Annotated in this window: 29 protein-coding genes, 2 pseudogenes and 1 riboswitch; of the genes and pseudogenes, 4 read left to right on the top strand and 27 right to left on the bottom strand. The window is 45.8% G+C overall.

What is annotated here, in order from left to right; all coding sequences use genetic code 11:
- Positions 1–5: 5 nt before the first annotated feature.
- The 12 genes from thiC to H7708_RS07480 form a co-directional block, all read right to left on the bottom strand.
- Positions 6–1,856: a phosphomethylpyrimidine synthase ThiC gene (thiC, locus tag H7708_RS07535; RefSeq protein ID WP_223669891.1), complete on the bottom strand. Its 1,851-nt coding sequence runs from the start codon at positions 1,854–1,856 to the stop codon at positions 6–8.
- Between the two features lie 99 nt (positions 1,857–1,955).
- A riboswitch (TPP riboswitch) is annotated at positions 1,956–2,101 on the bottom strand.
- Between the two features lie 28 nt (positions 2,102–2,129).
- Positions 2,130–2,723 carry a hypothetical protein gene (locus H7708_RS07530; protein WP_223669890.1) on the bottom strand — a complete coding sequence of 198 codons (594 nt, stop codon included), beginning with the start codon at positions 2,721–2,723 and terminating at the stop codon, positions 2,130–2,132.
- 90 nt (positions 2,724–2,813) lie between these two features.
- The gene (locus H7708_RS07525; RefSeq protein ID WP_223669889.1) at positions 2,814–3,314 is read right to left on the bottom strand and encodes a DUF4870 domain-containing protein; all 501 of its coding nucleotides are present in this window, start codon (positions 3,312–3,314) and stop codon (positions 2,814–2,816) included.
- 407 nt (positions 3,315–3,721) lie between these two features.
- On the bottom strand, positions 3,722–5,698 hold the full coding sequence (locus H7708_RS07520) for a sensor domain-containing diguanylate cyclase (RefSeq protein WP_223669888.1): 1,977 nt from the start codon (positions 5,696–5,698) through the stop codon (positions 3,722–3,724).
- A 108-nt stretch (positions 5,699–5,806) separates the two neighbouring features.
- Positions 5,807–7,021 carry a hemolysin family protein gene (locus H7708_RS07515; protein ID WP_223669887.1) on the bottom strand — a complete coding sequence of 405 codons (1,215 nt, stop codon included), beginning with the start codon at positions 7,019–7,021 and terminating at the stop codon, positions 5,807–5,809.
- A 225-nt stretch (positions 7,022–7,246) separates the two neighbouring features.
- A complete protein-coding gene (locus H7708_RS07510; protein ID WP_223669886.1) occupies positions 7,247–7,870 on the bottom strand; it encodes an MBL fold metallo-hydrolase in 624 nt (207 codons plus the stop codon).
- Positions 7,857–8,213 carry a hypothetical protein gene (locus tag H7708_RS07505; RefSeq protein ID WP_223669885.1) on the bottom strand — a complete coding sequence of 119 codons (357 nt, stop codon included), beginning with the start codon at positions 8,211–8,213 and terminating at the stop codon, positions 7,857–7,859. The genes H7708_RS07510 and H7708_RS07505 overlap by 14 nt, the downstream gene beginning before the upstream one ends.
- Positions 8,214–8,291: 78 nt before the next feature.
- Positions 8,292–8,708 carry a hypothetical protein gene (locus H7708_RS07500; protein ID WP_223669884.1) on the bottom strand — a complete coding sequence of 139 codons (417 nt, stop codon included), beginning with the start codon at positions 8,706–8,708 and terminating at the stop codon, positions 8,292–8,294.
- A 73-nt stretch (positions 8,709–8,781) separates the two neighbouring features.
- Positions 8,782–9,144, bottom strand: coding sequence for a gamma-glutamylcyclotransferase family protein (locus H7708_RS07495; protein ID WP_223669883.1), 363 nt, complete (start codon positions 9,142–9,144; stop codon positions 8,782–8,784).
- Positions 9,128–9,475, bottom strand: coding sequence for a GFA family protein (locus H7708_RS07490; protein WP_223669882.1), 348 nt, complete (start codon positions 9,473–9,475; stop codon positions 9,128–9,130). Before H7708_RS07490 ends, H7708_RS07495 begins: the two co-directional genes overlap by 17 nt.
- Positions 9,476–9,602: 127 nt before the next feature.
- Positions 9,603–10,040, bottom strand: coding sequence for an SRPBCC family protein (locus tag H7708_RS07485; protein ID WP_223669881.1), 438 nt, complete (start codon positions 10,038–10,040; stop codon positions 9,603–9,605).
- Positions 10,041–10,069: 29 nt separating this feature from the next.
- Positions 10,070–10,519, bottom strand: coding sequence for a winged helix-turn-helix transcriptional regulator (locus tag H7708_RS07480; RefSeq protein ID WP_223669880.1), 450 nt, complete (start codon positions 10,517–10,519; stop codon positions 10,070–10,072).
- Positions 10,520–10,679: 160 nt separating this feature from the next.
- Between H7708_RS07480 and H7708_RS13430 the strand changes: the two are divergent.
- A pseudogene (locus H7708_RS13430) lies at positions 10,680–10,907 on the top strand (hypothetical protein); the annotation flags it as partial.
- A 307-nt stretch (positions 10,908–11,214) separates the two neighbouring features.
- Here the strand turns inward: H7708_RS13430 and H7708_RS07470 are convergent.
- The 12 genes from H7708_RS07470 to H7708_RS07415 form a co-directional block, all read right to left on the bottom strand.
- The gene (locus H7708_RS07470; protein WP_223669879.1) at positions 11,215–11,763 is read right to left on the bottom strand and encodes a GNAT family N-acetyltransferase; all 549 of its coding nucleotides are present in this window, start codon (positions 11,761–11,763) and stop codon (positions 11,215–11,217) included.
- 108 nt (positions 11,764–11,871) lie between these two features.
- The gene (locus H7708_RS07465) at positions 11,872–12,237 is read right to left on the bottom strand and encodes a cupin domain-containing protein (protein WP_223669878.1); all 366 of its coding nucleotides are present in this window, start codon (positions 12,235–12,237) and stop codon (positions 11,872–11,874) included.
- Positions 12,238–12,264: 27 nt separating this feature from the next.
- Positions 12,265–12,567, bottom strand: a complete 303-nt coding sequence (locus H7708_RS07460) for a hypothetical protein (RefSeq protein ID WP_223669877.1) — start codon at positions 12,565–12,567, stop codon at positions 12,265–12,267.
- Positions 12,568–12,572: 5 nt separating this feature from the next.
- The gene (locus H7708_RS07455; RefSeq protein WP_407929728.1) at positions 12,573–13,193 is read right to left on the bottom strand and encodes a cation transporter; all 621 of its coding nucleotides are present in this window, start codon (positions 13,191–13,193) and stop codon (positions 12,573–12,575) included.
- A 55-nt stretch (positions 13,194–13,248) separates the two neighbouring features.
- Positions 13,249–13,665: a hypothetical protein gene (locus H7708_RS07450; RefSeq protein WP_223669876.1), complete on the bottom strand. Its 417-nt coding sequence runs from the start codon at positions 13,663–13,665 to the stop codon at positions 13,249–13,251.
- Positions 13,666–13,695: 30 nt separating this feature from the next.
- Positions 13,696–14,094 carry a GNAT family N-acetyltransferase gene (locus H7708_RS07445; RefSeq protein WP_223669875.1) on the bottom strand — a complete coding sequence of 133 codons (399 nt, stop codon included), beginning with the start codon at positions 14,092–14,094 and terminating at the stop codon, positions 13,696–13,698.
- Positions 14,095–14,139: 45 nt separating this feature from the next.
- Complete coding sequence (locus H7708_RS07440; RefSeq protein WP_223669874.1) at positions 14,140–14,523, bottom strand: VOC family protein; 384 nt, start codon at positions 14,521–14,523, stop codon at positions 14,140–14,142.
- Between the two features lie 97 nt (positions 14,524–14,620).
- The gene (locus H7708_RS07435; RefSeq protein WP_223669873.1) at positions 14,621–14,986 is read right to left on the bottom strand and encodes an MmcQ/YjbR family DNA-binding protein; all 366 of its coding nucleotides are present in this window, start codon (positions 14,984–14,986) and stop codon (positions 14,621–14,623) included.
- A 30-nt stretch (positions 14,987–15,016) separates the two neighbouring features.
- Positions 15,017–15,328 carry a cupin domain-containing protein gene (locus H7708_RS07430; protein WP_223669872.1) on the bottom strand — a complete coding sequence of 104 codons (312 nt, stop codon included), beginning with the start codon at positions 15,326–15,328 and terminating at the stop codon, positions 15,017–15,019.
- Between the two features lie 202 nt (positions 15,329–15,530).
- The gene (locus H7708_RS07425) at positions 15,531–17,939 is read right to left on the bottom strand and encodes a Lon protease family protein (RefSeq protein WP_223669871.1); all 2,409 of its coding nucleotides are present in this window, start codon (positions 17,937–17,939) and stop codon (positions 15,531–15,533) included.
- Positions 17,940–18,138: 199 nt separating this feature from the next.
- Positions 18,139–18,459, bottom strand: a complete 321-nt coding sequence (locus H7708_RS07420; protein ID WP_223669870.1) for a DsrE family protein — start codon at positions 18,457–18,459, stop codon at positions 18,139–18,141.
- 107 nt (positions 18,460–18,566) lie between these two features.
- Positions 18,567–19,013 carry an HPP family protein gene (locus tag H7708_RS07415; RefSeq protein WP_223669869.1) on the bottom strand — a complete coding sequence of 149 codons (447 nt, stop codon included), beginning with the start codon at positions 19,011–19,013 and terminating at the stop codon, positions 18,567–18,569.
- Between the two features lie 98 nt (positions 19,014–19,111).
- Between H7708_RS07415 and H7708_RS07410 the strand changes: the two genes are divergently transcribed.
- The gene (locus tag H7708_RS07410; RefSeq protein WP_223669868.1) at positions 19,112–19,654 is read left to right on the top strand and encodes a TetR/AcrR family transcriptional regulator; all 543 of its coding nucleotides are present in this window, start codon (positions 19,112–19,114) and stop codon (positions 19,652–19,654) included.
- A 15-nt stretch (positions 19,655–19,669) separates the two neighbouring features.
- Here H7708_RS07410 and H7708_RS13515 read toward each other — a convergent pair.
- Positions 19,670–19,819 (bottom strand): annotated as a pseudogene (locus tag H7708_RS13515) (EamA/RhaT family transporter); the annotation flags it as partial.
- Between the two features lie 41 nt (positions 19,820–19,860).
- On the opposite strand from H7708_RS13515, the gene H7708_RS07400 reads away from it, so the two are divergent.
- Together H7708_RS07400 and H7708_RS07395 are read left to right on the top strand one after the other, a co-directional pair.
- Complete coding sequence (locus H7708_RS07400) at positions 19,861–20,859, top strand: helix-turn-helix domain-containing protein (protein WP_223669867.1); 999 nt, start codon at positions 19,861–19,863, stop codon at positions 20,857–20,859.
- Positions 20,860–20,946: 87 nt separating this feature from the next.
- Entirely contained in the window at positions 20,947–22,365 is a 1,419-nt protein-coding gene (locus tag H7708_RS07395) for a S41 family peptidase (RefSeq protein WP_223669866.1), read from the top strand.
- A 95-nt stretch (positions 22,366–22,460) separates the two neighbouring features.
- Here H7708_RS07395 and H7708_RS07390 read toward each other — a convergent pair whose 3' ends face one another.
- Entirely contained in the window at positions 22,461–23,339 is an 879-nt protein-coding gene (locus H7708_RS07390) for a DMT family transporter (protein WP_223669865.1), read from the bottom strand.
- A 177-nt stretch (positions 23,340–23,516) separates the two neighbouring features.
- Positions 23,517–24,317: a helix-turn-helix domain-containing protein gene (locus tag H7708_RS07385; RefSeq protein WP_223669864.1), complete on the bottom strand. Its 801-nt coding sequence runs from the start codon at positions 24,315–24,317 to the stop codon at positions 23,517–23,519.
- Between the last annotated feature and the right edge of the window lie 7 nt (positions 24,318–24,324).

The raw sequence follows: 24,324 nt of genomic DNA, 5'->3' as shown, positions 1-24,324 counted from the left end.
TCGTTTTACTCGGTTAGTTCTACGTAAATTTCGCCACCCTGCTTTTTGAACTCTTCCGACTTTTCTTTCATCCCAGCTTCGATCTTTTCTTTCTCCGCAGCATAGTCGCGTACGTCCTGACTGATGCGCATGGAGCAGAATTTTGGCCCGCACATGGAACAGAAATGTGCAACTTTAGCCGAGTCTTTTGGCAAAGTTTCGTCGTGATATTCACGCGCCGTATCAGGATCAAGACCAAGGTTAAACTGGTCTTCCCAGCGGAAATCGAAACGAGCTTTAGACAATTCATCATCACGATGACGCGCCCCTGGATGACCTTTCGCTACATCTGCGGCGTGAGCTGCCAGCTTATAAGTAATAATACCTTCTTTAACATCATCACGATTCGGTAAGCCCAGGTGCTCCTTTGGCGTCACATAACACAGCATGGCACAACCGTACCAACCGATCATGGCCGCCCCAATACCTGACGTAATGTGGTCATAGCCCGGTGCGATATCTGTAGTCAAAGGTCCAAGCGTATAGAATGGCGCTTCATCGCAAGCCTCTAACTGCTTGTCCATATTGTCCTTAATCATGTGCATTGGCACGTGTCCCGGCCCTTCGATCATCACCTGAACGTCATGCTTCCAGGCTATTTTAGTCAATTCTCCAAGCGTTTCTAACTCACCAAACTGTGCTTCATCATTCGCATCGGCCAATGAGCCCGGACGCAACCCATCACCCAGCGAGAAGCTGACATCATAAGCTTTCATGATTTCGCAGATTTCTTCGAAGTGGGTATAGAGGAAGTTCTCTTTATGGTGAGCAATACACCACTTGGCCATAATTGAACCGCCGCGTGAAACGATACCTGTCACTCGATTGGCCGTTAAGGGCACATAACGTAACAACACGCCGGCATGAATAGTAAAGTAATCGACGCCCTGTTCAGCCTGTTCGATTAGCGTATCGCGGAACACTTCCCAGGTTAGATCTTCAGCCACACCATTCACTTTTTCTAGTGCCTGATAAATTGGCACTGTACCAATCGGCACTGGCGAGTTGCGCAGAATATAATCACGCGTAGCATGAATGTTTTTACCGGTGGATAAATCCATTACCGTATCACCACCCCAGCGAATACCCCATACCAGCTTTTCCACTTCTTCTTCAATGCTCGAAGTAACTGCTGAGTTACCGATGTTAGCATTGATCTTCACCAGGAAGTTACGGCCAATAATCATCGGCTCCAGCTCGGTATGATTGATATTGGCAGGAATAATGGCGCGGCCTTCGGCGATTTCTTTGCGTACAAATTCCGGCGTAATTTCATCTGGGGTGTTAGCGCCAAAAGCATGTCCTTTTAACCGCTTTTCGCGTTCCTCTGAACTTAGTGTCTCTTGCCACTCCTGTCGACGTTGGTTCTCGCGAATCGCGATGTACTCCATCTCTGGCGTGATAATGCCCTTGCGCGCATAATGCAATTGCGTCACATTCTGACCTTGTTTTGCACGCAGAGGCTTACGTTGTAAATCCGGGTTATGAGTAGCAAAAGCCTTGTCGTCATCGGTATAACCGTTATCAATCGCCTTAATTTCGCGACCTTGGTACTCCTCAACATCACCTCGCCCTAACACCCAGTCGCGACGTGTTTCAGCCAGGCCTTTACGCACATTGATCTCGGCATCTGGATCCGTGTAAGGCCCGGAAGTATCGTAAACGGTAACTGTATCGCCGTTCGTCAGTGCGATCTCACGCATTGGAACGCGAATGTCTTTATGAAGGTCGCCCTCAATATACACTTTTTTCGATGCCGGGAGCGGATCGCGTGTAATGGTATGTTTGTTGAGTTCGATAGGATCGTTTTTCGCCATACTGGTCTCCAAAAATTGGGTCTCCAACGATTGTGACCGGCGCAAAAAAGACGATAGGACAAGGGCGGTGAGAAAACAGCAAGATCGGTTCTTACCTTTACCCTTGATACTACTCTTCCCTCCGCCGATGCTAATCGGATCAGGTAATACGGGTTCCTGGTTAATGCTATCTCAACCAAGTCTCAGCCTAACGCGCGCAAGCTCAAATTAAAGTCTTAATCGCTACGGCACCCCGAGAGATGAGATCATTATAGGGATTCTGAGTCGATAATTCTATCCGTCTCGTACGATTTTTATACTTTCGACATAGACCAGTTCACAGGCCCCACTTCCGGTATCGTCACGGCGTAACGAACTTCTCCAGCGCCAACCGTCTTTATCAGTCACTTCAACCAGCTTCCCTTTCAGTTCAATGATCTGCCCCGGTACTATGTCCGCTAAATCATCCTCTATCCATGGTTCTGCGGGGATCATGTGCATATTCGCGCTATGAGTTTCGATTTCTTTTTGCGGGATAGGCGCGGATTGATAGCGGTAACGGTACCAACGGCCGGATTGAGAAAAGTTGATATGCTTAAGTATTGCCTCATCGGACATACGCCCCCAGCCTAGAGCCAGATCCATCGGCGAGACATCCGCTTCCCTGCCCATACTATAGTCTTCTCGTAGAATCACTTTCGCTGTGATATGAAAGTCCGCTAATGGTTTAACCGTATAACCTTCGAACTTAAGTGGAACGGGGTTCTCAATCTGTGTCTGTTTCGGTTCAACAGGCGCCAGGACACCTTCGCCCAGCTCCACTTTATCCTGATGAAATACCCAAACCAACAACACACCGGCTATCGCAATACCCAACCACTTCTTCATCCATACAAACCCTACATTTATTCTATCCCCGTATCATACCAAAAAAGGCGGCCGAAGCCGCCACCGTTAGCTGGAGAGAGAGTCTGCCAACTATTTAACTAACTTTATTGAGAAAGGATATTGGTATACGCCACCCTCACTCGCTTTAATTGCCGCCAAGATGGTCACGATAAAGTGGAATATCACCAGACCAACCAGAATAGGAATACCAATCAAAATAATGCATAAAACCAAAGCCACGCAGTAGGCAATAAACATTGTGATATTAAAGTTCAGCGCTTCGATACCATTTTGAGCAACCAACGGCATCTCTTCTTTCTTAAATAACCACACAAATAATGGACCTAAAACCATGCCAATCAGCGGTACCAGCGGAATCAAAGCCGCAAAAGCAGCAATATGACTTATCATGGCCCAATTTTTCTCCTCCGAGCTTGCTTCTTCGCTGCTGACCACTTCAGCCTCACCTTCAACCACATTCTCGTCTTGCCCAGCACCTTCTTGCTTCTGATTTACTGACTCCTGATCATTCGATTCAGGTTTATCATTCTCAGCATTTTCATCTTTGGGTTTGTCATGTTCGTTTGTCATCTTAGTGTCTCCTCAATAATTCACTCGACACATTTAGATTAGCAAGAATTAATATTTCAAAGTGTTACTAAGCGTCATGCATTTTGACGATGAAATCCTGCTTCCTTTAGCCTCCACGACAAGATCCTAACCAACTGATTTCTAGCAATTTATTTTTTACTTCATTAATCCGAGTGTACTTTTATCACTTCATGAAAATGTCAAGAAAACTCATAAGCCATTGATAAACAATAAAAAAATTTATTTTTATCATATTGAGAGACGTGCAAAAACGAGATAACTATTTGATATATAACGAATTAGCTTTTTGTAGAAAAATCACAGATTGACGATATGCTTATATACAAGTCTTAAACTTGTCTTATCATTTATCCGGTTCTGGTCTCGACAGGTGCCTGGTTCTTTATTTACTCAGCCTTTAAGGTGCGATTTCGGCCCTGTGCTTTTGCTCGATATAACGCATCATCTGCCCTGTCGATAAGGCGATCCATGGTTTCTTCCTGATTGAATTCGGCCACCCCGAGGCTAATGGTGACGTTAAACGGTTTATCCTTATCACCAAAAGTCAATGCCTCAGCACCCGTGCGTAGACGCTCCGCCACTTGGTAAGCATTGTTCAAATTAGCCTGGGGCAACACCACAACAAACTCTTCCCCACCGTAACGCCCAAGCTTATCCTTTTGTCTGAGTATGGTTTGACAAAATGTACTCAAGGCCTTTAACACTTCATCTCCCATCACATGACCATACTGATCATTAATCTGTTTAAAATTATCAATATCAAAAACGATGATGCTTGCGTCCACCTGCTCACGTTTTGCCTGTTGTAATATGGTTTGGCAATAATCTTCAATATAACGACGGTTGGCAACTCCAGTCAGACTATCGGTTAGTGCCTGTCTTTTTAGGCGTCGCGATAAGCCTAACTGACGAACTATCAAAAATAATAAAACCAACGTCAGCAAACCACCCATAATGATCGCTATCATCTGCCAGTGTTGGGCTCGCTTCAGTGCCTCGACTTCGGTTTCCTGCAGCTTTTTCTCAGCTAACAGTTTCTTATTTTCCAGCTCGCTGCGCTCACTATCAAACTGGTACCTGAGTATTAATATTTGTTGCTGTTCCCGATCTTTTTCTAGCGCCCGGGATAACGCCATATGTTTTTGCATCGCCTGTAGCGCGGCCTTTTCATCACCCAGCAGCTGATGATTGTTAGCACGAGCTTCGTACAACATGGATAAATAGCGGCGATTACCCCCCGCTTTCATCAATTGTTCGGCTCGCTCAAAATGTTGTTTGGCCAGGGTGTGCAGCTCCAAGCCATCGAGAGCAATTCCCATCTGCATCTCTATCATTTCATTGCTGCGGGTTAAACCAAACTCTTCAAGCAGGCTCTGTGCCAGCTCTAACTCTTCTTTAGCCTCACTAAAACGTTGCAGTTTGTTGAGACTTGTCGCAACGGCAACCCTGGCGCTAGCAGATTGTGCGCTATATTCATCTTGTTCAGATAACGCCAGTGCTTTTTTCTGTAACTGCAAAGCCCTGGTATAGTCCTCCTGATCATAATAGACAAAGCTTTTCTGGATCGCAGTCTGCACCCGGCCGACCAACAACCCCTCTTCTGTAGCCAAAGCCTCCATTTCATCAAAGTATTCGAGAGCCTTGTCATAAAAACCAATTCGCCGGTACGCTATGCCGATATCGAATAACAACTCGTCGCCGGTTGCCTCCTTGTTGGCTTCTCCGTACAGCTCTCGAGCTTTAAGACAGTCGACCAGTGAATTGGCAAATTCGCCGACCAATGAACGGATCGAACAGCGAAAAGCCAGCCCCCAGGCCCAATATTCTTTATGCTCAATGGATTGTGATACTTTTATCGACTGATTAATAGAGTCAATGGAATCTTTCCACAATGCACTGGCAGCCTCATATTCGGCTAAACAATAGTAGAACCGGGCTTCAGCTTCCTTATCTCCGGCCTGCTGCGCCTGCTTTATATAGCTTTCGGCAACCTCAATTGCTTGGTTAAACTCAAAGCCATAGCCCGTGACACAAACGTAAAATTCATACTGGCGGCGCCTGACATCATCCCCTTCGGGTAGCGCCGCCTGTAAAGATTCCAGATACTCATCTCGATCTTCCAGCGAGTCAATTTCCACATCACCGGTATCAATTCCTTTGTACAGTTCATCAAACACAATCTGCTGCTCGTTTCTCGTTTCGATCGGATCTTTTTCACTGGCGCGGGATAAGGGGGACAAAATTAACAACAGGACAATAAGACAGCCCAGTATCGGATGCACAGATAAATAGCGTAGCGGATAAAGGGATATGATCGCTTTATGGTATTTGCAGAGGTAGTGTTTGCGACAAGTTTGCAGCACGCATTAATCCATCTAATTTGAACAGCAGTTATAACCTAGCATAACTCAGTTCAAAGACAAAGCTCACACTTTTGGCAGATTTTACAATCAGAGGAGTTTTCTATCCGACTAGCCCTCTTTATCATTGTTGCTTTTCGACTGCTCCTGCTCAATTTCCTCATCGATCAGCCCCCTCGCCTGTGCACGCTGTAACCACTGCTGCCTCGCCAGCTTTTGCATATCCTTGACCTCATCCACCTCATCCATAATTTCCATACCTAACAGCGTTTCAACTAAATCCTCCAACGTCACCAACCCGCGCGTATCACCGTATTCATCAACCACCAGAGCAATGTGTTGCTTTTGATTCAACAGGGTCTCCAATAGATGTGGCAGCGACATCTCATCCAGCACGCAGACCATTTGACGCTGGATCGCTTTCAGCTCTAGCGTTTCTTTTCCTTGCGCCTGTGCCATGAGCACATCATCTTTCAATACAAAGGCTGTAATGTCGTCAATATCATTACTGTAAATCGGAATTCTGGAAAATTTGGATTCAACCACATGATCAAAGATATCAGCGATTCGATCACTCTCCTGCATATAATGAATCACCCGCCGGGGGGTCATGATGTCTTTAGCTTTCAACGAGTTTAATCGGAACAGGTTATGAATAATCCTTGATTCATGTTCATCGATATCCCCGGTTTTTTTACCTAAACCTGCCATCGCCAGAAACTCTTCACGGCTGAAAATATGTTGCTGCTTGCCACGCGAAATCAGTTTGGTCAATCCCTCCGAAATCCAGATCAAAGGATACAGCACCTTGGTCAGCCAACGTACAAAAACAGCTGTCACTGGCGCCAGCTTTCCCCAATAAACCGCTCCTATCGTTTTCGGAATAATTTCAGAGAAGAACAAAATCGCCAACGTCATTAGCGCTGAAAACAAACCAATCCAGGCGCTTCCAAACACCACCGTCGCTTTTGCCCCTGCAACGATAGCACCCACGGTGTGTGCAATGGTATTTAAAGTCAGAATAGCCGCCAACGAGCGATCAACGTTATCCAGACGTAATCGTTTTAACAGTAAAGCACGCTTTGGGCGTTCCTGCTGTAGGTGCTCGATATAGGAGGGGGTAATACTCAACAGCACGGCTTCGGCAATTGAGCACACAAAAGAAAAAAACAGCGCAATAAAGACGTAGACTGCTAGCAGCACTATATCCCACTGATCAATAGCTGTAGCTGTGTTTTCTGCTGCTTCCACTGCATTACTGACTAATAACAATACCGGTAAGCCAACGAACATCGCTAACGGTCGATTTTTCTTCAGAAGATCCATGCACTGCCCTGGAATCAATAAGATATTAACTCATTTTATGGCAGTTGTTTTATTGATATCAAATATTTACCCATAAAAACCTAGCTGTTGCAGGGCGGGGCTACCCAAATCGACGAAGGGAGTCACCGATTTAAAAGTAACTCATGCTCTACTTTACCGCTGGTTGTTTTAATCGGAAAACTATTCCAGGCTCGGCATGAACCGATTTCCAGCCCTGTTACGAATTCAAGTCAGCTGGGCCAGTGCATCCTCTAGCTCTTGCTGCCAATCGACAACCTCTTTCCAGCCGGATTCGCCAGCAAAAGCACTCGATATCACCAGATCTGGATGATACTTCCTTAAGCGCTTAATACTCTGTTTTAACGCCTTTCGTTCAGAGCCTGGCAACATGCCCGGAGATAATCCCTTTTTGTCATTAAGGTACAAGGTATCTCCGCTAAACAAACAGCGGCTACTATCAGACAGCGTCAGGTAAAAACAGACACTCCCCGGACTATGCCCGGGCGTATAAATAACTTCCAAGTCATCAAACAACCTACCACTTTCCTCAAATAGGATATTCGGCTTCACATAGTGACGATAATCGTTAAGCTCCGCCTTATGTCCGCCCAGCTGCGAACCATATAGCGTTTGAATCGTTTTTAAGCTCTCTCCCAACTCATCCCGGTGACTGAGCAACTGATAGGCAACACCGCCCAGCTCTTTCATGCTGGCGATTTCATCGCTGTGTCCGGTGTTATAAAACAAGATATTGCCTGCCTCACGCTGCCAAAAGTAAGCATGAGTCTTCAACCCCGGTGCAGGTCGCTCAACTCGTGTTTGCCATAAGCCTTCCCTAATCTGTTTCACTTTCTTCCCCTTGTGCTGAGCGACGTCTTGGCTGATAGTTTCCGAAGTCTGCTTCAATACCCAGGCGCTGCATGGTTTCTTTTGGCTTAAATGCCTTCACCTCGTGAAATTCCGTAATAACACGCTGCGCACGCTCAATCGCCGTCTGCTCCTGCCGCTCGGCGATCGTCACAATATTAAACTTACTTGCGCCATCGACTTGCTCCAGAATGAGCTCTCGGATAAAGCCCGGTTGCTGTTGTAATAACCCGTGAGTTTTTTCGACAAGAGCCATGAATGACTTCATGGACTTCTGGGGGACACTAAACTTATCAACCCGGATAACAGGGTTTGCAACTGACATGGTTTTGCTCCTTCGAATACCCAATGTCATTCCAGTTTAAAACCTCAAGTAAACATGAGGTCAAGCGACTTTTTAAAGTTAAGCGAGCGGGGTGATGTTATATCCGGCATCCAGTTTTGCTTTAAGCGGCGGATACTGCAATATTTTACGTTGTGGCTTAACGCCTTTGCTGATTTTTTTATTCCAAAGGAAGGCAATAAATAAAGCGGGGATACTCCATGCCAGCGCGATACCTGCACCAATCGGTATCCCAGAGCCACTAAACTCCGTTTCGGAGACCAACAGGTATAACATGGTTGCTACAGCACCACCGACGGCTATGGTGAAAAACAGAATAAGAAAATTTTTAACCGTTTTTTTATGGATAGACTGGCAGTTTGAACAAGCTGGAACTTCCACCAGTTCACGTTGTTCTTCTTTTTTCAAGTTAACCTGATAAGTTTTATCCGCCCTCTCGGCCTCACAAAACCAACAGATCTTTTCATCATGAGTCATAAGTATTTCATATCGCGTAAACTGTGCTCAACTTAACTCAAGTCTATTACTCATACAACCAATATTGATCGCCTTATGCCTCCGTATATATCCATGCCTCTCGGCCAGACTGCAGTTCTCCCGTCGTACGACAATAGTCTTTTACTTCATACGCATCAGCCTGCTCTAATTCCTCAGCCGAAATCTCAAAAACCATTCCTTCGACTTTGTCTTCTAGACTGCCGGTATACTTTAAAATGGGATGAATTCGCTTGCCACTCGCAGCAATAACCGCCTTGTCGGTTATTGTCGTCTGTCCGACCTTATAACCAACGAGAACATCCTTACTCCCTTCAAGTTTTCGGCCGAAGGTTTCCAGTTGAACCTTCTCCTGCTGCAGAGTACCGTAAGAGAACAGTTTATGACCTTGTTTGGTCTGTTTACAGTGATCGCCCATCAAATTCCTTTACCTCTACCTTGTCTAAGTTAACATTATCTAAACATCGGATATTTACCGCGGCGACAGCGTTACCCTCTGGATCCACGGCGTCACAAAATGGATGCATTCCACAGTTTGTACAAAACTGATGTTTAATCTTATGACTATTAAAGGTATAAGGCTTTAACTCGCTTTCTGAGCTTACTAGCTTTAATTGATTTCTAGGCACCATCCACAGCAGTGAACCCTTTTTCTGACAGATAGAGCAATTACACGATATTGCTGCATCAATATCGCCTTCAACTTCAAATTTGATGTCGCCACAATGGCAGCTTCCTTTGTACACCATAATAATACTCCTGTTACCATGTTCTTTGAAATAAAGTCTGTTATTCCGCGCTTAAGCGTTTTAATGACACTGACTCATTAAATTCTTTAGCCCGGCAATGAGTTAAACTGCTCCCAGCTTATTACCCTCAATCTTCGATTTGAATATCATTTGGAAATGCTCGACCTGTTCCAGTTTCAGCCAGCTGCTTTAAACTCAGTAAAAAGACTGCCCACTTCATGTTGCAGTGAGCCGCCAGATTACTTGCTTCTTTCCAGTTGGCATGGGAAAAATCTATACGGGTTTTGTCACCATCTTCCTGTAAATCGAATACGATTTCCGTGCCTTGCCACTCCTCTGGTACGCCTCCCGAATACTGCCATCGCACTCGCTTACCCGGGGTTAGCTCTGTTACCTTAAAATCTGGGCCATTGCCATTAAATCGAAACTGAATTACCGAGCCCGTATCGCCAGCGCCGGTCACATCCTTGGTCCACCAGCCTTTCAGGCCTTCATCAGTTGTCAGCAACTGGAACACCTTGTCCGCTGATGCCTTAATTCCAAACCGATGTCTAATTGCATACATACGTTTCTCCTTTTCCATATTAAGTGCATTCAATCCAAATAATCTTTGACGATGGCCTCTCCTCGCTTCACTTTCTCTCGTACCGATTTACTTAAGCTGCGGTTATCTTTATCTATGAGTTCAACTAACCGAGGGATGCGCTTAGCTTGTGACTCGGCATCGTATTTCGCACTCCACAGAACGATTTCAAAGATCACAGGAATCAAATCCAGCCCTTTTTCCGTCACGGAATAAATATCTTTCCGACCATCATCCTTATCTTTACTCCGCTGCAAAATTCCTGCGTTAATCAAATTCTCCAGGCGCGATGCCAAAATATTGGTTGAGAAACCTTCTTCCGATTTTAAAAACTCACCATAGGTCCGCTTACCGCGGAAAATGATATCTCGGAGTATCAACAGGGCCCAACGATCACCAAACATTTCCAGTCCATAATTCACCGGACAATGCGAACGCATACCTTTTTCTTTTTTAGTCATTTACGCTTGCCACCATATTAACTTGCAATATGCAAGTAATCTATTTATAGTTTATTTGCTTGCAAAATGCAAGTGATAATTTACTTCACGTTTACCGCAGGTGACGATGCACCACCTTCACCTGCTGTACCGGGCCTATACCTAACTCCTCTATCACGCCCTAAGTACCATCGACGGACTTTCGAAGTGGTGGACCAAAGAAACACAGGACAACGAACAACCCGGTGGAGAGATTAAGATCGCTTTTACTGATGATAATGATGGCCTTAAAGCAGCCATGCGGATGAAGGTGGAAAAGCCGAGTCCGAATAAAGCCATTCGATGGCAGTGTCTCGACGGCCTTGGGGAGTGGGTTGAAACCGAGCTTACTTTCCATCCCTCAGACTAGGGCGAGCAGACGCTCCTTGTCTTAACTCATAATAACTGGGAGGAACCTTCAGAAATGAATGCACACTGCAGCATGAAATCGACAACCTTTCTGATGAGTTTACGTCACTATCTCGAAGCAGATAGAGGGAAGTTCGCACCGAGGGTATTAAAACTGATAACTGGAATGGGTAATGGCGTTTGATGTAGCGGCAGCACCGCCACCACAATAGATAATAACCTTGGGTGACTCGAGCACCGATTTGAGCTTATGTCTCAACTGTTTTCCGGCCGAGTACCTTCCAAGCTGCAATTAACAGCATGCTGGCCTATGGTGATGTCTGATCATTATTACGATTCGACAGCGCCAACTTAAAACCAAATACGGGAAATCCCTGTTGTAAAAAGTCCAGATCTTCAGAGCGCTTAAAACCCAGTCGTTCATACATGCTCCAGGCTAGCTTCATCGCTTCAGTCGTATGAATAATTAATTCCTGATTACCGCCCGCTACCGCCTGTTTGATGCAAAACTCGGTTAGTGCTTTGCCAACGCCCAGCCCTCGTGCTGATTTACTTACCGCTAACAGACGAAATCCCGACGCATGCTTCTGTTGTGTAGCACTACCCCCCGAACCGTATTGGCCCATATCTGAAAAATAGACCACACCGCCCAGCAGCACACCGTCCTTACTCGCCACAAAAACCTCGGTACCAGGTTTCGTCGCTAACTCACCAACTCGCTCCAGCATCCGATAATAGTCCGGCTGCTCCTGTGGCGATGGGAAACCTTCAAGGCTTGAATAGACCTCCACCATCAGCTGGCCAAGCGCTGTTGACTCTTTGGTAGTTACCGGATGAATACTGATCTTTGTAGCCATACTTTAATTAATCATTATTTAATAACCATTATTGGCTGGAGCTGAATTCCTTAAGCGACCCGCCCGGTTACTATGTGCGCCGACACTTCAAATACTTGGCCGGTTATCCTAGATCCAGACATCGGTTTCTGCAGTAAGCTCCCCGCCCGAGTCGCCCGTATTAACCACGCCTTTCGGTTCTACCAGCATAATTTTGCATTCAGACTTAGCCACGGGTTTATGCTCAACACCTTTCGGCACCACAAACATTTCACCCTCGTGTAGCGTTACTGTTTTATCCCTAAGTTCGATATCAAGCTGACCTTCCAGAACAATAAACACTTCATCCGTATCCGGGTGTTCATGCCACACAAACTCACCTTCAACTTTCGCCAGCTTAAATTGATAGTTATTCATTTCGGCAATAACTTTAGGCGACCACAAATCGTTAAATTTTGAAAATTTCTCTGCGAAATTAACAGGTGAATTTTGCATACGCTTCCTTATAGACCTTTGTCCAAGTTATAGGATTTTCTCGTAATGAGACACCGACTCGTCGAACCGACTTAACACTTGTCTTGCTTCTTCAGGTACCACAGCATGTTCGAAGTGTTCTCCTGCAAACTGCTTTACAGCCTGCAGAGACTCAAACCAAAAAATAGTTGTAAACTCCACTTCACTACCACTATCCCTTTTAAGTAAATTCGTACTGATATAACCTTCTACGCCGCTGGTTACTTTCGGTAGAATTTTCTCCACAAAAAGCTTTTCATATTTCGGTGCGTTTTCAACTGTAGTCCAGCCTTTCCACATTCTTGCAATCATAATGCTTACCTTAAATCTACCCGTGAAGCCGCACTTCGCGTAGCTTTGGCATCTTGCAAGATTTTGACCCCACCGCGAATAACCACTAACGCAATAATGGAGCCGATAACTAAGTCCGGAATACGGCTGCCAATGACTGCAACAAGAATACCGGATATAATTACCCCAAGATTAGCAATTACATCATTGGTCGAGAATATCCAGGAAGCCCGCATATGCACACCGCCTTCTTTATGCTTGGATATTAAGACCAGGCACATGATATTGGCCAATAGAGCGACAGCACCTACCGTAATAATGAGAACGCTTTGCGGCTCACTGCCAAACATTAACCGCCGAGCGACCTCAAACAGAACCCCCAGGCCTAATATAATCTGTAAAACACCACTGACATGCGCAGCTTTCGCCTGTCGTAACACACCCTTGCCCACAGCATAGAGCGAAAGACCGTATACCGCCGCGTCAGCCAACATATCCAACGAGTCGGCGATCAATCCTGTCGACTGCGCCACCCAGCCTAATCCCAACTCGACCACAAACATAAAGGCGTTAATGGCAAGAAGCATTCGTAATGTTTTCTTCTCGAGCTTATCGGCCTGTTCTGCCCCGCAACCGCAATCTGACATTCTTTATCTACCTCTAAAAATATTTTTAGCGCAACAACATTCAGCCACAACGCTGTCACGAGAAATTCGCTGGTAGTATACCTCTCATCTTCGCAGCAATATAGGGGGAGCAGACGGTGACGAGCAAAATCAATGGCCACAGGTTACCATTCTTGAAAGTATAAGCTTCCAGTATTAAAGCCAGCTTTTTTCCTTGCCATAGTCCCAACGAAAACTCAAAGACAATCGTCAAACTCAACCAACCAAAGCCAATAGCCACTAGCTGCCAATTGTTACGAGGCACCAGCCATGGGATGGTTATATAGCTGACCAACATAATCAACAGCGAAAGCAATATGCCACTGATGATAAAGCTTGATGGAACGCCGAATAGCGGAGTGAGCAAAGCCTCTCGTAACAGGCCATTCATAACAGCCAGCACCAGTATGATAAACCACACCAGTAATGCCTTTATGGGAGTACTTGCTTTCATAACTCACCGCCGCAGATTGTGGCTTTACCTCTATGACTTGACGATATACATGCCTTCGGTCTCCGGGCTACCAAACTTAAAACCGAACTTCAGATACAGCTCAGGAACGTCAGCCATAAGCGTAATATAAGCACCAGATGGCGCCTCCCGATCCAGATAGGCCATAATGTATTGCATAACCTGCCGCCCCAAGCCTTTTCCCTGATGGTCAGGATCAACGGCAACATCGACCACGTCAAAATTCAAACCGCCATCACCGACCACACGCCCCATCGCAATAGCCTTGTCATCGACAATAATATGCACACCGTACAAGCTGTGCGGCAGTCCTTTCTCTGCCGCCGCTCTCGGTCTTGGTGTTAAACCCGAGACTTCTCTCAGTCGCATAAAGTCATCAATCGGTGCGACTTGCTCTATAGTGTTATACATAACTTCTATTCCAATACTGATTTACACAGCTCTCTCGCCAGAGAACTAACCTTCCTGAGGTGGACGATAGAATAGAGCCACCTTATTACCATCCAGATCACGGAAATATGCTCCATAGAATGCGCCCGAATTTCTTTCTCCGGGTTCCCCTTCACAACCGCCACCATGATCGATCGCCGCAGCATACAGCTGTCTTACCTGAGCTTTACTCTGTAACTGAAACGCCACCATAGTACCATTACCATAGGTAGCCGGTTTGCTATCAAAAGGCTTACTGACAGCAAACTTCGCACCGCCCTGCTCAAACTCCCAGAACATCACCTGTTCCGATTTGTAAATTTGCCTGCCTCCCATCGGAGGCAGAATTTTTTGATAAAATCGATCGGCTTTTTCGATATCATTGGTTCCAATCATCGTATGAGAAATCATTGGCGAAACTCCCGTTCCATCTTGAAATTAGGTTGCTCATTTATACATTCCAATAACGCACTATTTGCTTTTTATACTCTTTATTCATCAATACTGTTTACTGGTTAAGGCCTAACTCGTTCTGCTTTTTCTTGGTTAAACCTAAAGATACAATCCGGTGTGACTCTGTCAGGTAATACTTTAATTCATCAATGGTGTCTGCTGTCACCTCATATTGCTGGATCCATTTCATACCTCGTGAGGCCAGGTAAGGTGCGGGCCTGAAACCTGGCTGATCCTGTAACACCATATAGTTATGCTCAGATACTTTAAAAGTAAAAGCAGGCTGCTCTCTTGACTTATCCCAGCCACCGATGGCAAACACCTTACCACCGACCTTCCACACATGAGAACTTCGCCACTGCATGACATAGGTCGTAGCCGGTAATTTTTGACAAAAGTCATTAAACTCTTCATAAGTCACGCTTAGATCTCCTTGCTTGTTACCACCAGATTAAATGCTTCCTTCTGACTCAACCACCAGGACCCTGGCCTGCCCAATGGGATGCGCTACGTGCTCAGTCCCTACTGAGGCATAAAATATATCACCTGACTTTAATATGGTAGAGAACTCCTTCCCGTTCTCGCGGTAAAACATGTCGACCTTTCCATCCAGCACCGCAAACACCTCCTCACCATCATTGACGTGCCACCGATAAGGTTCATCGGTCCAGTGTAAGCGAGTAGTAATACCATTCATGTTTGCAATTTCAGTTGCCCCCCAGGCTCTATCGGCCTTGAACTGCTTACTGCGGATGATTTTCATACACTCACCAATTAGGTAAACTTGTTTGTGTTATAGCAAAGTCATCAGCAGTTATCACCACTTTTATGAGCCATGACTTTAGTCAGAACGGGACTTAATCAAGGTAAGATACCTCTGGGGAAATGCCTTCCTTGCGCTAACCGAACGATACAGTGCTAGCACTATAATACGCAGGGCCTCTCCTGTTCTGCTGGGTGTTTCGTTATGCTTTGTTTTTACCGTTTCCCTTTGAGCCAAACCGGCTCCTTATGTCGGCAAAAGCCTGCAAACGGGTACACACTCTTTGGTTCACCGTGCCGTCTTTGAAACTTCCTTCTTTATCCGCCTGGCCAGCATCAACGCCTGTTAATAGCGTAATCGCCTCATCTACATTGCTAATCGCATACACGCTAAACTTTTCTTCCCGAACCGCTTCAACGACGTCCTCGTGCAACATCAGATGCTTAACATTAGCTGCCGGTATTAATACCCCTTGGTCTCCGTTTAGTCCACGTTGCTGACAGATATCAAAAAAGCCTTCAATTTTTTCATTAACACCACCAATGGCCTGCACCTTGCCATGTTGATTCACTGAGCCAGTTATCGCCAGTGATTGTTTTATTGGTAATTTTGATAATGACGAGAGCAACGAACACAACTCAGCAAGCGACGCACTATCGCCCTCAACGCCTCCATATGATTGCTCGAAAGTGATACTTGCCGTCAGTGATAGTGGTGTTAGTTGAGAATAACGAGCCCCCAAATAACTGGAGAGTATGTAAACGCCTTTCGAATGAATCGGACCTCCCAGTTCCACCTCACGTTCGATATCCACCAGATTCCCTTCCCCCGAGCGAGTGGTGGCAGTGATCCGTGTTGGAAAGCCAAAGCTGGCTTCCCCCATTTTAATCACCGACAAGCCATTGGTTTGCCCAACCACAGCGTTGTCCGTGTCGATCATAACGGTACCACGCAAAATTGCTTCCTGTATCCGATCACGAATTCTGTCACTTCGATCTATTTGCTCTGTGATGGCCCGTTTAACATCCTTTGCTTCCACAATATCCCTGTCAGACTCACCGGCCCAGAAGCTTGACTCGCTTAACAGGTTAATAAGATGACCCATATGCGCCGAAAACTTCTCACTGTCCCCTGTCATCCGCATGCTTTGTTCAATAACCGCGGCTACTGCATCTCGCTCAAAGTCCAGCAGCTGGTGCTTGCGTATCAGTGTCGCCAATAAATGCGCGTACAACATTTCATTCAGATCGGCGCGTTTAAAATTATCTTCAAAATCTACTGCCACTTTAAACAGTTCTTTAAACTCAGAATCATACTCAGCCAACAAGTAGTACAGCAGGCGCTCCCCTATCAAGACCACTTTAACGTTAAGAGGAATAGACTCGGGCTCCAACGATATGGTACTCACCATACTCAGCATATTGTCCAACGACTGAATTCGCACTTCCTTAGAATATAAAGCCTGTTTCAGAGCTTCCCAGGCAAAAGGCTGCATCAATAACTTGTGCGCCTCAAGTAACAAATAGCCGCCATTAGCGCAATGTAAAGCCCCCGGTTTAATCAAGGTGAAATTAGTTACTAAGGTACCCAGCTCAGAAGAATGTTCAACACGCCCTAATAAATTTGTATAGTTTGGATTAGCTTCATAAATCACGGGTGCGCCATTCTGTTTATTATGGTCAACCAGAACATTAACCTCATAGCGCTGCAACGCTGACTCCGTATTTGCTTCTAAAAAACTTGGTCTGGATTCCGACTTGCCTGCAAACAGGTCGACATTATCAATGACATCTTCTTCGACCTCATACAAATACTTACCTATCGATTCAAATTCAACATACTTCTTTCTTAATGGATCAACACTTTGTCTGACAGTGTTAAGGGTGACCTCATCGTTCACTTTCTTGGTAAGCTGCCACTCTTCCTTGCGCCACTTTGGGATCTGAACATGTAAAATGTCCTGTAGCTGCTCTTCCAGACTTTTAATATTCTCACTGATAGACTCTTTCTCTTCCTCGGAAAGTTTCTGGAACTCCTCGGAGTCCATGGTCTTACCATCTTTGGTTGGAGCGAAAGTAAATTCGCCAGGGCTTTGCAAAACCTTAACGTGTTTTTCTTCAGCGTCTTTCGTTAATTGAGTAAAGGCGGCTTGCTGCTTTTCTTCAAACTCTGAATTGATCTGATCGATGCGGGCTTTGTATTCTTTACTTTCAAAGGCAGCAGGAATGGTCGTTTTCAGTTGCGCCACTAACTCCTGCATATCCATGCGCAACATCTTTCCACGTCCCGCCGGTAACCGCATAGACCGTGGTTTGGTCGCGTCTTTAAAGTTATTAACATAAATCCAGTCGGGCGGAACCTCTGCCGAAGAGGCTTTTTCTTTAAGGTATCGTGATATGGCAGTATGCTTGCCGACTCCAGCCTGACCTAAGGCATAAAGATTATAGCCCGAGTTTGGCATATCGGTGCCAAAACGCATTGCTTTTAACGCGCGGTCCTGGCCAAGCATTTCACTGATGTCCTTCAGCTCTGCCGTCGTCTCGAACTGAAGATTCTCAGCGGTAAATGTAACTCGCAGTTGATCAGCTGAGAGCGTTTTTATGTCACTCATGGCTCCCTTTCAATTCAGCAATCCTGCAACGCCTTACTTACAGCAACAGCACACACCTATAACTAAGGTCGAAAACAATAAACAGCTCCTGTAACCACTATATCGCCATTCTCTGACCGAGATCAACAGGCATGGTCATCGCTTACCGCCCCAGGCATTTCTGTAAAGTGCTATTCGCAAGGTCGCTGCCCAATAAGCTCTAAAAGGTAACCGTTTTATCTGCCCACTTGACCATCTCGACACAGTCATTCATGGTCGATAACGGGCATAGCTCTGAAGAATCCTGGTTTCTGGATTTAATGCAGGTACCGCAAGCTAATACAAGGCCTCCATTGGCGACAAAATCTTCAAGTTCCGCACTGGCGTTAAACTTTTCACCATTGATCCGTTCAACTTCAACTCCGGCACCCATTAAAAACAGCTTTACGACATGACCTTTTTGTTGCGCCGTATTAGCAAAACGAAGTCCATTCCAAGCCTGCTCAGGATCATTGGTTTCCAAAATGATACCAAAATACATGCGGTAACCTCCTTAACTTTCTCACAACGCCAGTAATAGATAGACCTCAACGCAGGACTCAAGTTTCTTTACGCCATAATAACCATCAGTCGATTTCCTCAACAACGCTATATGATTCGCCGTTGTAACTCACGCATACTTTTGCCAATAACAACCAGTATGATGGTGCCCAACAAAACGGGGGTCAGCAAAAAATTCCAGCTCTGGCCTGTTAACATGACTAACAGTGGGTTAGCTCCTGCTGGCGGATGGGTGGTTCTTGTCAGCAACATGGCGCTCACAGCCAGGCCCGTGGCAAGCGCTAAACTTAGCGGCGTTACGCCAATTAATTCAACAAAAACAATGCCTATAAATGCCGTAATTAAGTGCCCACAAATGACGTTTCTTGGCTGAGCCAGAGGGCTTTCCGGCAAACCAAACACCAACACAGTCGTTGCCCCAAAGGGGGCCATTAATAAAGCAAGGCTCGAAACCTCTGCATCAGAATAAGACAAAACTCCAATGGCTAATGCTGCCCCTAGTCCTGAGAATAAAGCCAGTAATAAACGATTCATAATCTCCTCCAAACAAGTAGACCGAATTGTCTACTTCGGCACATAATAGACAAACCGGTCTACTTGTGTCAATATCGCTTCGTTGCAGGAGGTAAATTATGAATAGCAAGCGCCAGACATTGGTTGATACCGCACTGAATTTATTTTATGAACATGGCATCAACAGCATCGGGATTAATCAGATTCTCAAGGTTTCCGGTATAGCCAAAAAAACCCTTTACCATCACTTTGATAGTAAAGACGCTCTGGTTTTAGCCACACTGGAGCAACGAAATCACAGCTTTAACGAGTGGTTAAAACACAGGCTTAATCACTCTAAAACAAATAGCGAAGTGATCAGTAACCTGTTCCATGCTCTGCAAGACTGGTTTTCGGATAAAGCTCCTGAGCTTGGTAAGTTTCGTGGGTGCTTCTTTATCAATACTTCGGCTGAGTTTAGCGATCCCTCCAGTGACATTTCTAAGTACTGTCAGTACCACAAGCAACAAGTACGTAATATCGTTGCACAATACCTCTTTAACCCAACGGAAGACCTGCTTGACGCAATCTGTATTTTAAAGGAAGGAGCTATATCCATGGCGTATGTGGCTAACGACCTTTCAGCACCGAAAAAATGCATACAGCTATTAAATAAATTCTAAACATGGTGCTTAGTGCACTCCCAGCACAATAAACCGTCGCCAGCTCGGTGAACTCCGCACGGCAAACGCTATTGAATGAACTGTCTGCGGGCTACCATTAGGGGCCGCATATTTTAGGCCAAAAATAAAAACCGCATAGGATAGTCCACCAAGCAGACCCGCGCCGCCCCGGTTACACTGACATTATTGCCTGCTCTTGAGGGCTTTTGTCAGTATTATTATCGCTGAGGCATCATTTGTTACACCTCCAATTTGACAGATTTAGTTGCCAATCAGTAGTATTTCCTTTACCAACATTAATTTTAACGATAATGGAACCTTTGATTTTTAAGGAAATTCCCCCCAGCGCTGCCTTATCGAGGCATATTGAGTGCTATTGGCAGGCCACATTTCAACTTTGTCAGTCACAGGAGGCACTCTGCAGTCTACCCCCGCAAGGCACCTTCGATTTGGTTTTTAACTCAAAAACCGTCAGCCTTTACCAATATGATGGTCATCACTATCGCCAGCAAAAACTCAAGCCTGGATGCTGGTTATTAGGTCAGCAAACCCGAAGCTACTATTGGCAAGCAGCTAGCCAGGCCAATCTTTATGGGATTCGGATAAAGCCTTTCGCCTTATTCTCCAGCAAAGCGATTGCAGCACCAGAATTAAAAAACGCTGTAGTTAACCTGAAAGCAGTCGGGAGAGAAGCAAATGAGGATATTGAACGGCTACTGATTGTACTTAGCGACTCGCAGAGCCAGCCATTCACTCTTGACCACTTGCATCCTTTTGCAGAGCGCATCTCGCTCAAATTATTTAATGATTCTTTACAAACTCCATTACCCTCGAGAATACTCTCCAATGTCATTATGCTACAGCGCGGCAACCTGCGCTTAACCGAGCTTTGCGCCCAGTTTGACATCGGCAAGGTCACGCTACGGCATAAATTTCTTACCGATATTGGCCTGCTGCCAAAAGAGCTGTGTAAGGTATGGCGACTTAATAACTTTCTACTACTTAAACAACATCAGCCACAACTCTCTCTAACCGAGCTCGGCCTCCAGGCGGGATACTATGATCAGGCCCACTTAATTCGAGAATTTAAAGCCACGTTTCCTTTGACACCCGCTCGTTACTTCAAACATCCAGCACGCCTATCCGCAAGCACGGCCGGTCAAATTCACCGTCGTTTTAATCGTCAATACGCCCCTTTTTCCTAAACACCTGCCTTAACTTTTTTACAATTATTGCTGTCACCGCTTTGCTAAACTGCTTAACCAACAGCGACAACCATGACAGGGTGAATAATGAACAAGCTTAAAATAACCTCCTTACTATTTTGGGTGCTTTTTACAGCACTTGGCACTACTACTCATGCCAAAGCACCGACTATCGACAAAAACATTAAGGCTGATACCGTTAAAAATATTGGTCAATTAATGCGTGATCACTATGTGTTCCCCGAAATGGGCAAGAAAACGGCTCAAGCGCTACAGGCCAGGTTAGAAGCTGGTGACTTTAAAGATATTACTGACAGCCATGAGTTTGCTAAGGCTTTAACAAAAGCCGTACGAGAAATTACCAAAGATAAACACCTGCGAGTGCGTCCTAACCCATTAGGTAGTCAAAAACATAGCCGTGAAGACGCCATCAACCATCGCCTCGATCGCCGGGAACATTCTCGCCAGGCTAATCTCGGCATTAGCCAGGTTCGTAAACTGGACGGTAATGTTGGTTACCTTGATCTTCGAGGTTTTCACTCTCTCACTCAGGCCAAATCATCTCTCGATTCAGCCATGGCTTTGCTCAATAGTTCTGACGCCATTATTATCGACTTACGCAAGAACGGCGGTGGCGATCCTCACACCGTACAGTACCTTTGCAGCTATTTTTTCGATGAACACCTATTGCTCAATAGCCTTTATTATCGTGAAGGTGATGTTACCACCGAATTCTGGACTCTGGATGAAGTCGATGGCGACAAGTTACCTGAAGTCCCATTGTTTATCCTAACCAGTGGTCGAACCTTCTCTGCAGCAGAAGAATTCAGTTATAACATGCAAACTCAAGAGCGTGCGACGTTGATAGGTGAAACCACTGGTGGTGGTGCTAACCCTGGCGGCGGCTTTAAAATTAACGAACTTTTCGGCATGTTTATCGCCACCGGTCGCGCTATCAACCCAATTACAAAAACCAATTGGGAAGGTGTTGGCGTGGTTCCTCAGATCAAAACAGATTCTGACAATGCTTTTGGCAAAGCAGTCGAACTAGCATCTGAAGCTGCAGAACAAAAGCGACAAGCAAAGCGAGTAGCTTATCTCGAGGGAGCCCTCGCTATGTATCAACATTTAGATCAAATGGCTCAATCAGTTCAATATCCATTCAATAACGAGCAGGAAACCAAATTTTTTGCAGCAATGGACAGATTTAAATCTAACCTTGCGATGAACGAGATACAGCTCAATGACCTGGGTTATGAGTATCTGCTAAAGAATAAACAACCTACCATCGGGCTCTTAGTCATGAAGTTTACTGCTCGAACTTACCCTGATTCAGCCAATGTCTACGATAGTTTAGGCGACGCCTGGTTAAACATGAAGCAGCCTGAGCTGGCTAAAAAGAGCTTTGCCAAGGGCTTGCAGTTAGTTGACGAAGCAGATGAAGCGCTCAAAGAAACACTCCAGCAAAACTTGGCTAAGGCAGAACAAATGGCGCAAGGTCAATAGACTTCAGGTTTCTACTAACACCATATAATAACCATAACCCTCCGCCGTAGTGGGCCTGCTCTACTACGGCGATACCTTTTCGATTCAATCATTGCTTATCCCCAGCGAACTTTTGACTTTGTGCTCAATGCAGTAACAGTGATCAAAATCAGTCCCATGCCGATAAACTGTAGACTGGTCAGGCTTTCGTTCAATACTACGACACCAAATAATGCCGCGGTAACCGGCTCAACCATGGCCACAACCGAGGCCAAAGTCGGCGTGGTAGAGTTCAGACCAATAATATAAAGAATAAAAGACAAGCCTCCACCAAGGACTCCCAGCACGACAAACAGCAGCCAGCTCGGTGAACTCAGCACGTCAACGGTTTGCTCGACGTCACCAAGAGAGGTGAGAATCACCACCAGTACGGCAAACGCTATTGACAGGATCGCCTGTGGGCTCCCATGAGGGGCCGCATACTTGAAGCCGAAAATAAAGACGGCATAGGAAAGCCCCGCGAGCAGCCCAGCGCCGACTCCGATAAGCGTGACACCAGAGGCTTCGGCTTCATAAATTCGTGTCAGCAACACCACCCCCATCAAGACCATAACGATGGCTAGCCATTTACGCGCTGTAGGGCGTTCGAGCTTGAGTACGAACGATACCAGATAGACGAAGACCGAGGCGCAATACATCAGGGTGACCGCCACCGCAATGCTGCCCTCGGCAATGCTCAGGAAATAAAATGTGAAATTTCCTGCCACGCCAATCCCGGCAATCATCGACCACAACCATAGACGCCAATGCCTTAACCCACTATTGCACGGTCGCAGCACCAGCCAGGCAATGATAAAGAACAGACCGATCCCGCCTCGGTAAAGCGTTACCACCAACGGCGACCAGCCATCGGCCATAAGAACTCCGCCGATCCCACCTGATAGCCCCCAGCACAAGGCTGCCAGAGCCACAAATAACGTACTCAACCTCTCCATTTGTCTCTACTTGCCTGATGACATAAGTTTCATCGATGGCGACGGTAACCCTGTGCCCGCAGGGATAACACCGCCACACTCAAGTCATTGTGTCACAAACATTTATACTGAACCAGATAGACAATGTTAGGGGCGACATTGAATGACGGCACCATATACCTTCACCGGGACTTCCTCTCAACGTGGACTTGTAGATACTGGACCGTTGCGGACTACTGCCTCTTTATAACGCTTAGGGGTAATTAAAGCGATGCGCTTGCACTCCCTGGTCATATGCGACTGATCTGAAAATCCGTTGTTCAGTGCCAGATCGACTAAATTCGTTTCAGGCTCGACTTTTAGTTGTTCAAGGACATTTCTGACACGCTGGATCCTCTGATATTCCTTCGCCGTTACACCCACCCGCTTCTTGAACTGACGTTCTAACTGACGTTGACTCATTGGAAAGTTTTTCTGTATCTGCCCCAGAGGCTTGATAACTTTAATTTCGTTTAAAAAACGTTGCAGTTGAGTCACGGATAAATCGCAGACCGGCATTATCGTGAGCAACCAACGGTACATTGCACCGATCTTGCCGTAGTGCCCCTGCACACTCTGCAACTGATAATACAGGTCCTTAAACAGCTGTCCTTTCTCATTGTCGATGGTTGCAGTAGGTAGCTGATCATAGGCTCCGAGGTAATCGAAGCCAATCCCTGGATGAAAGCGGATACCCGCCAGATTTGCTCCGGGCATCAAGGATATTGAATGAGATTGAGTAGTGACGGGAAGGTAGAGTAGTTTTTGATGATAAATTTTGTCGTTAAGGACAATACCATTGCCAAAGTTAAAGATCACACCGCTGCAAACATCTCCTTTTAACCACTGCTTTATACCATCAGATTCCTGAGATGGAATGGAAGCTGACCAGACGCCTTGTATATGCTGTGATAACTTACCCTGTGGCTTAAGTAGTCTTAACGACAAAGTAGCGCTCATGTTGTCT

Source organism: Kangiella shandongensis (assembly GCF_020005365.1).
In the GTDB taxonomy this organism is placed as follows: domain Bacteria; phylum Pseudomonadota; class Gammaproteobacteria; order Enterobacterales; family Kangiellaceae; genus Kangiella; species Kangiella shandongensis.
This window is presented reverse-complemented; position numbering and strand designations above follow the sequence as displayed.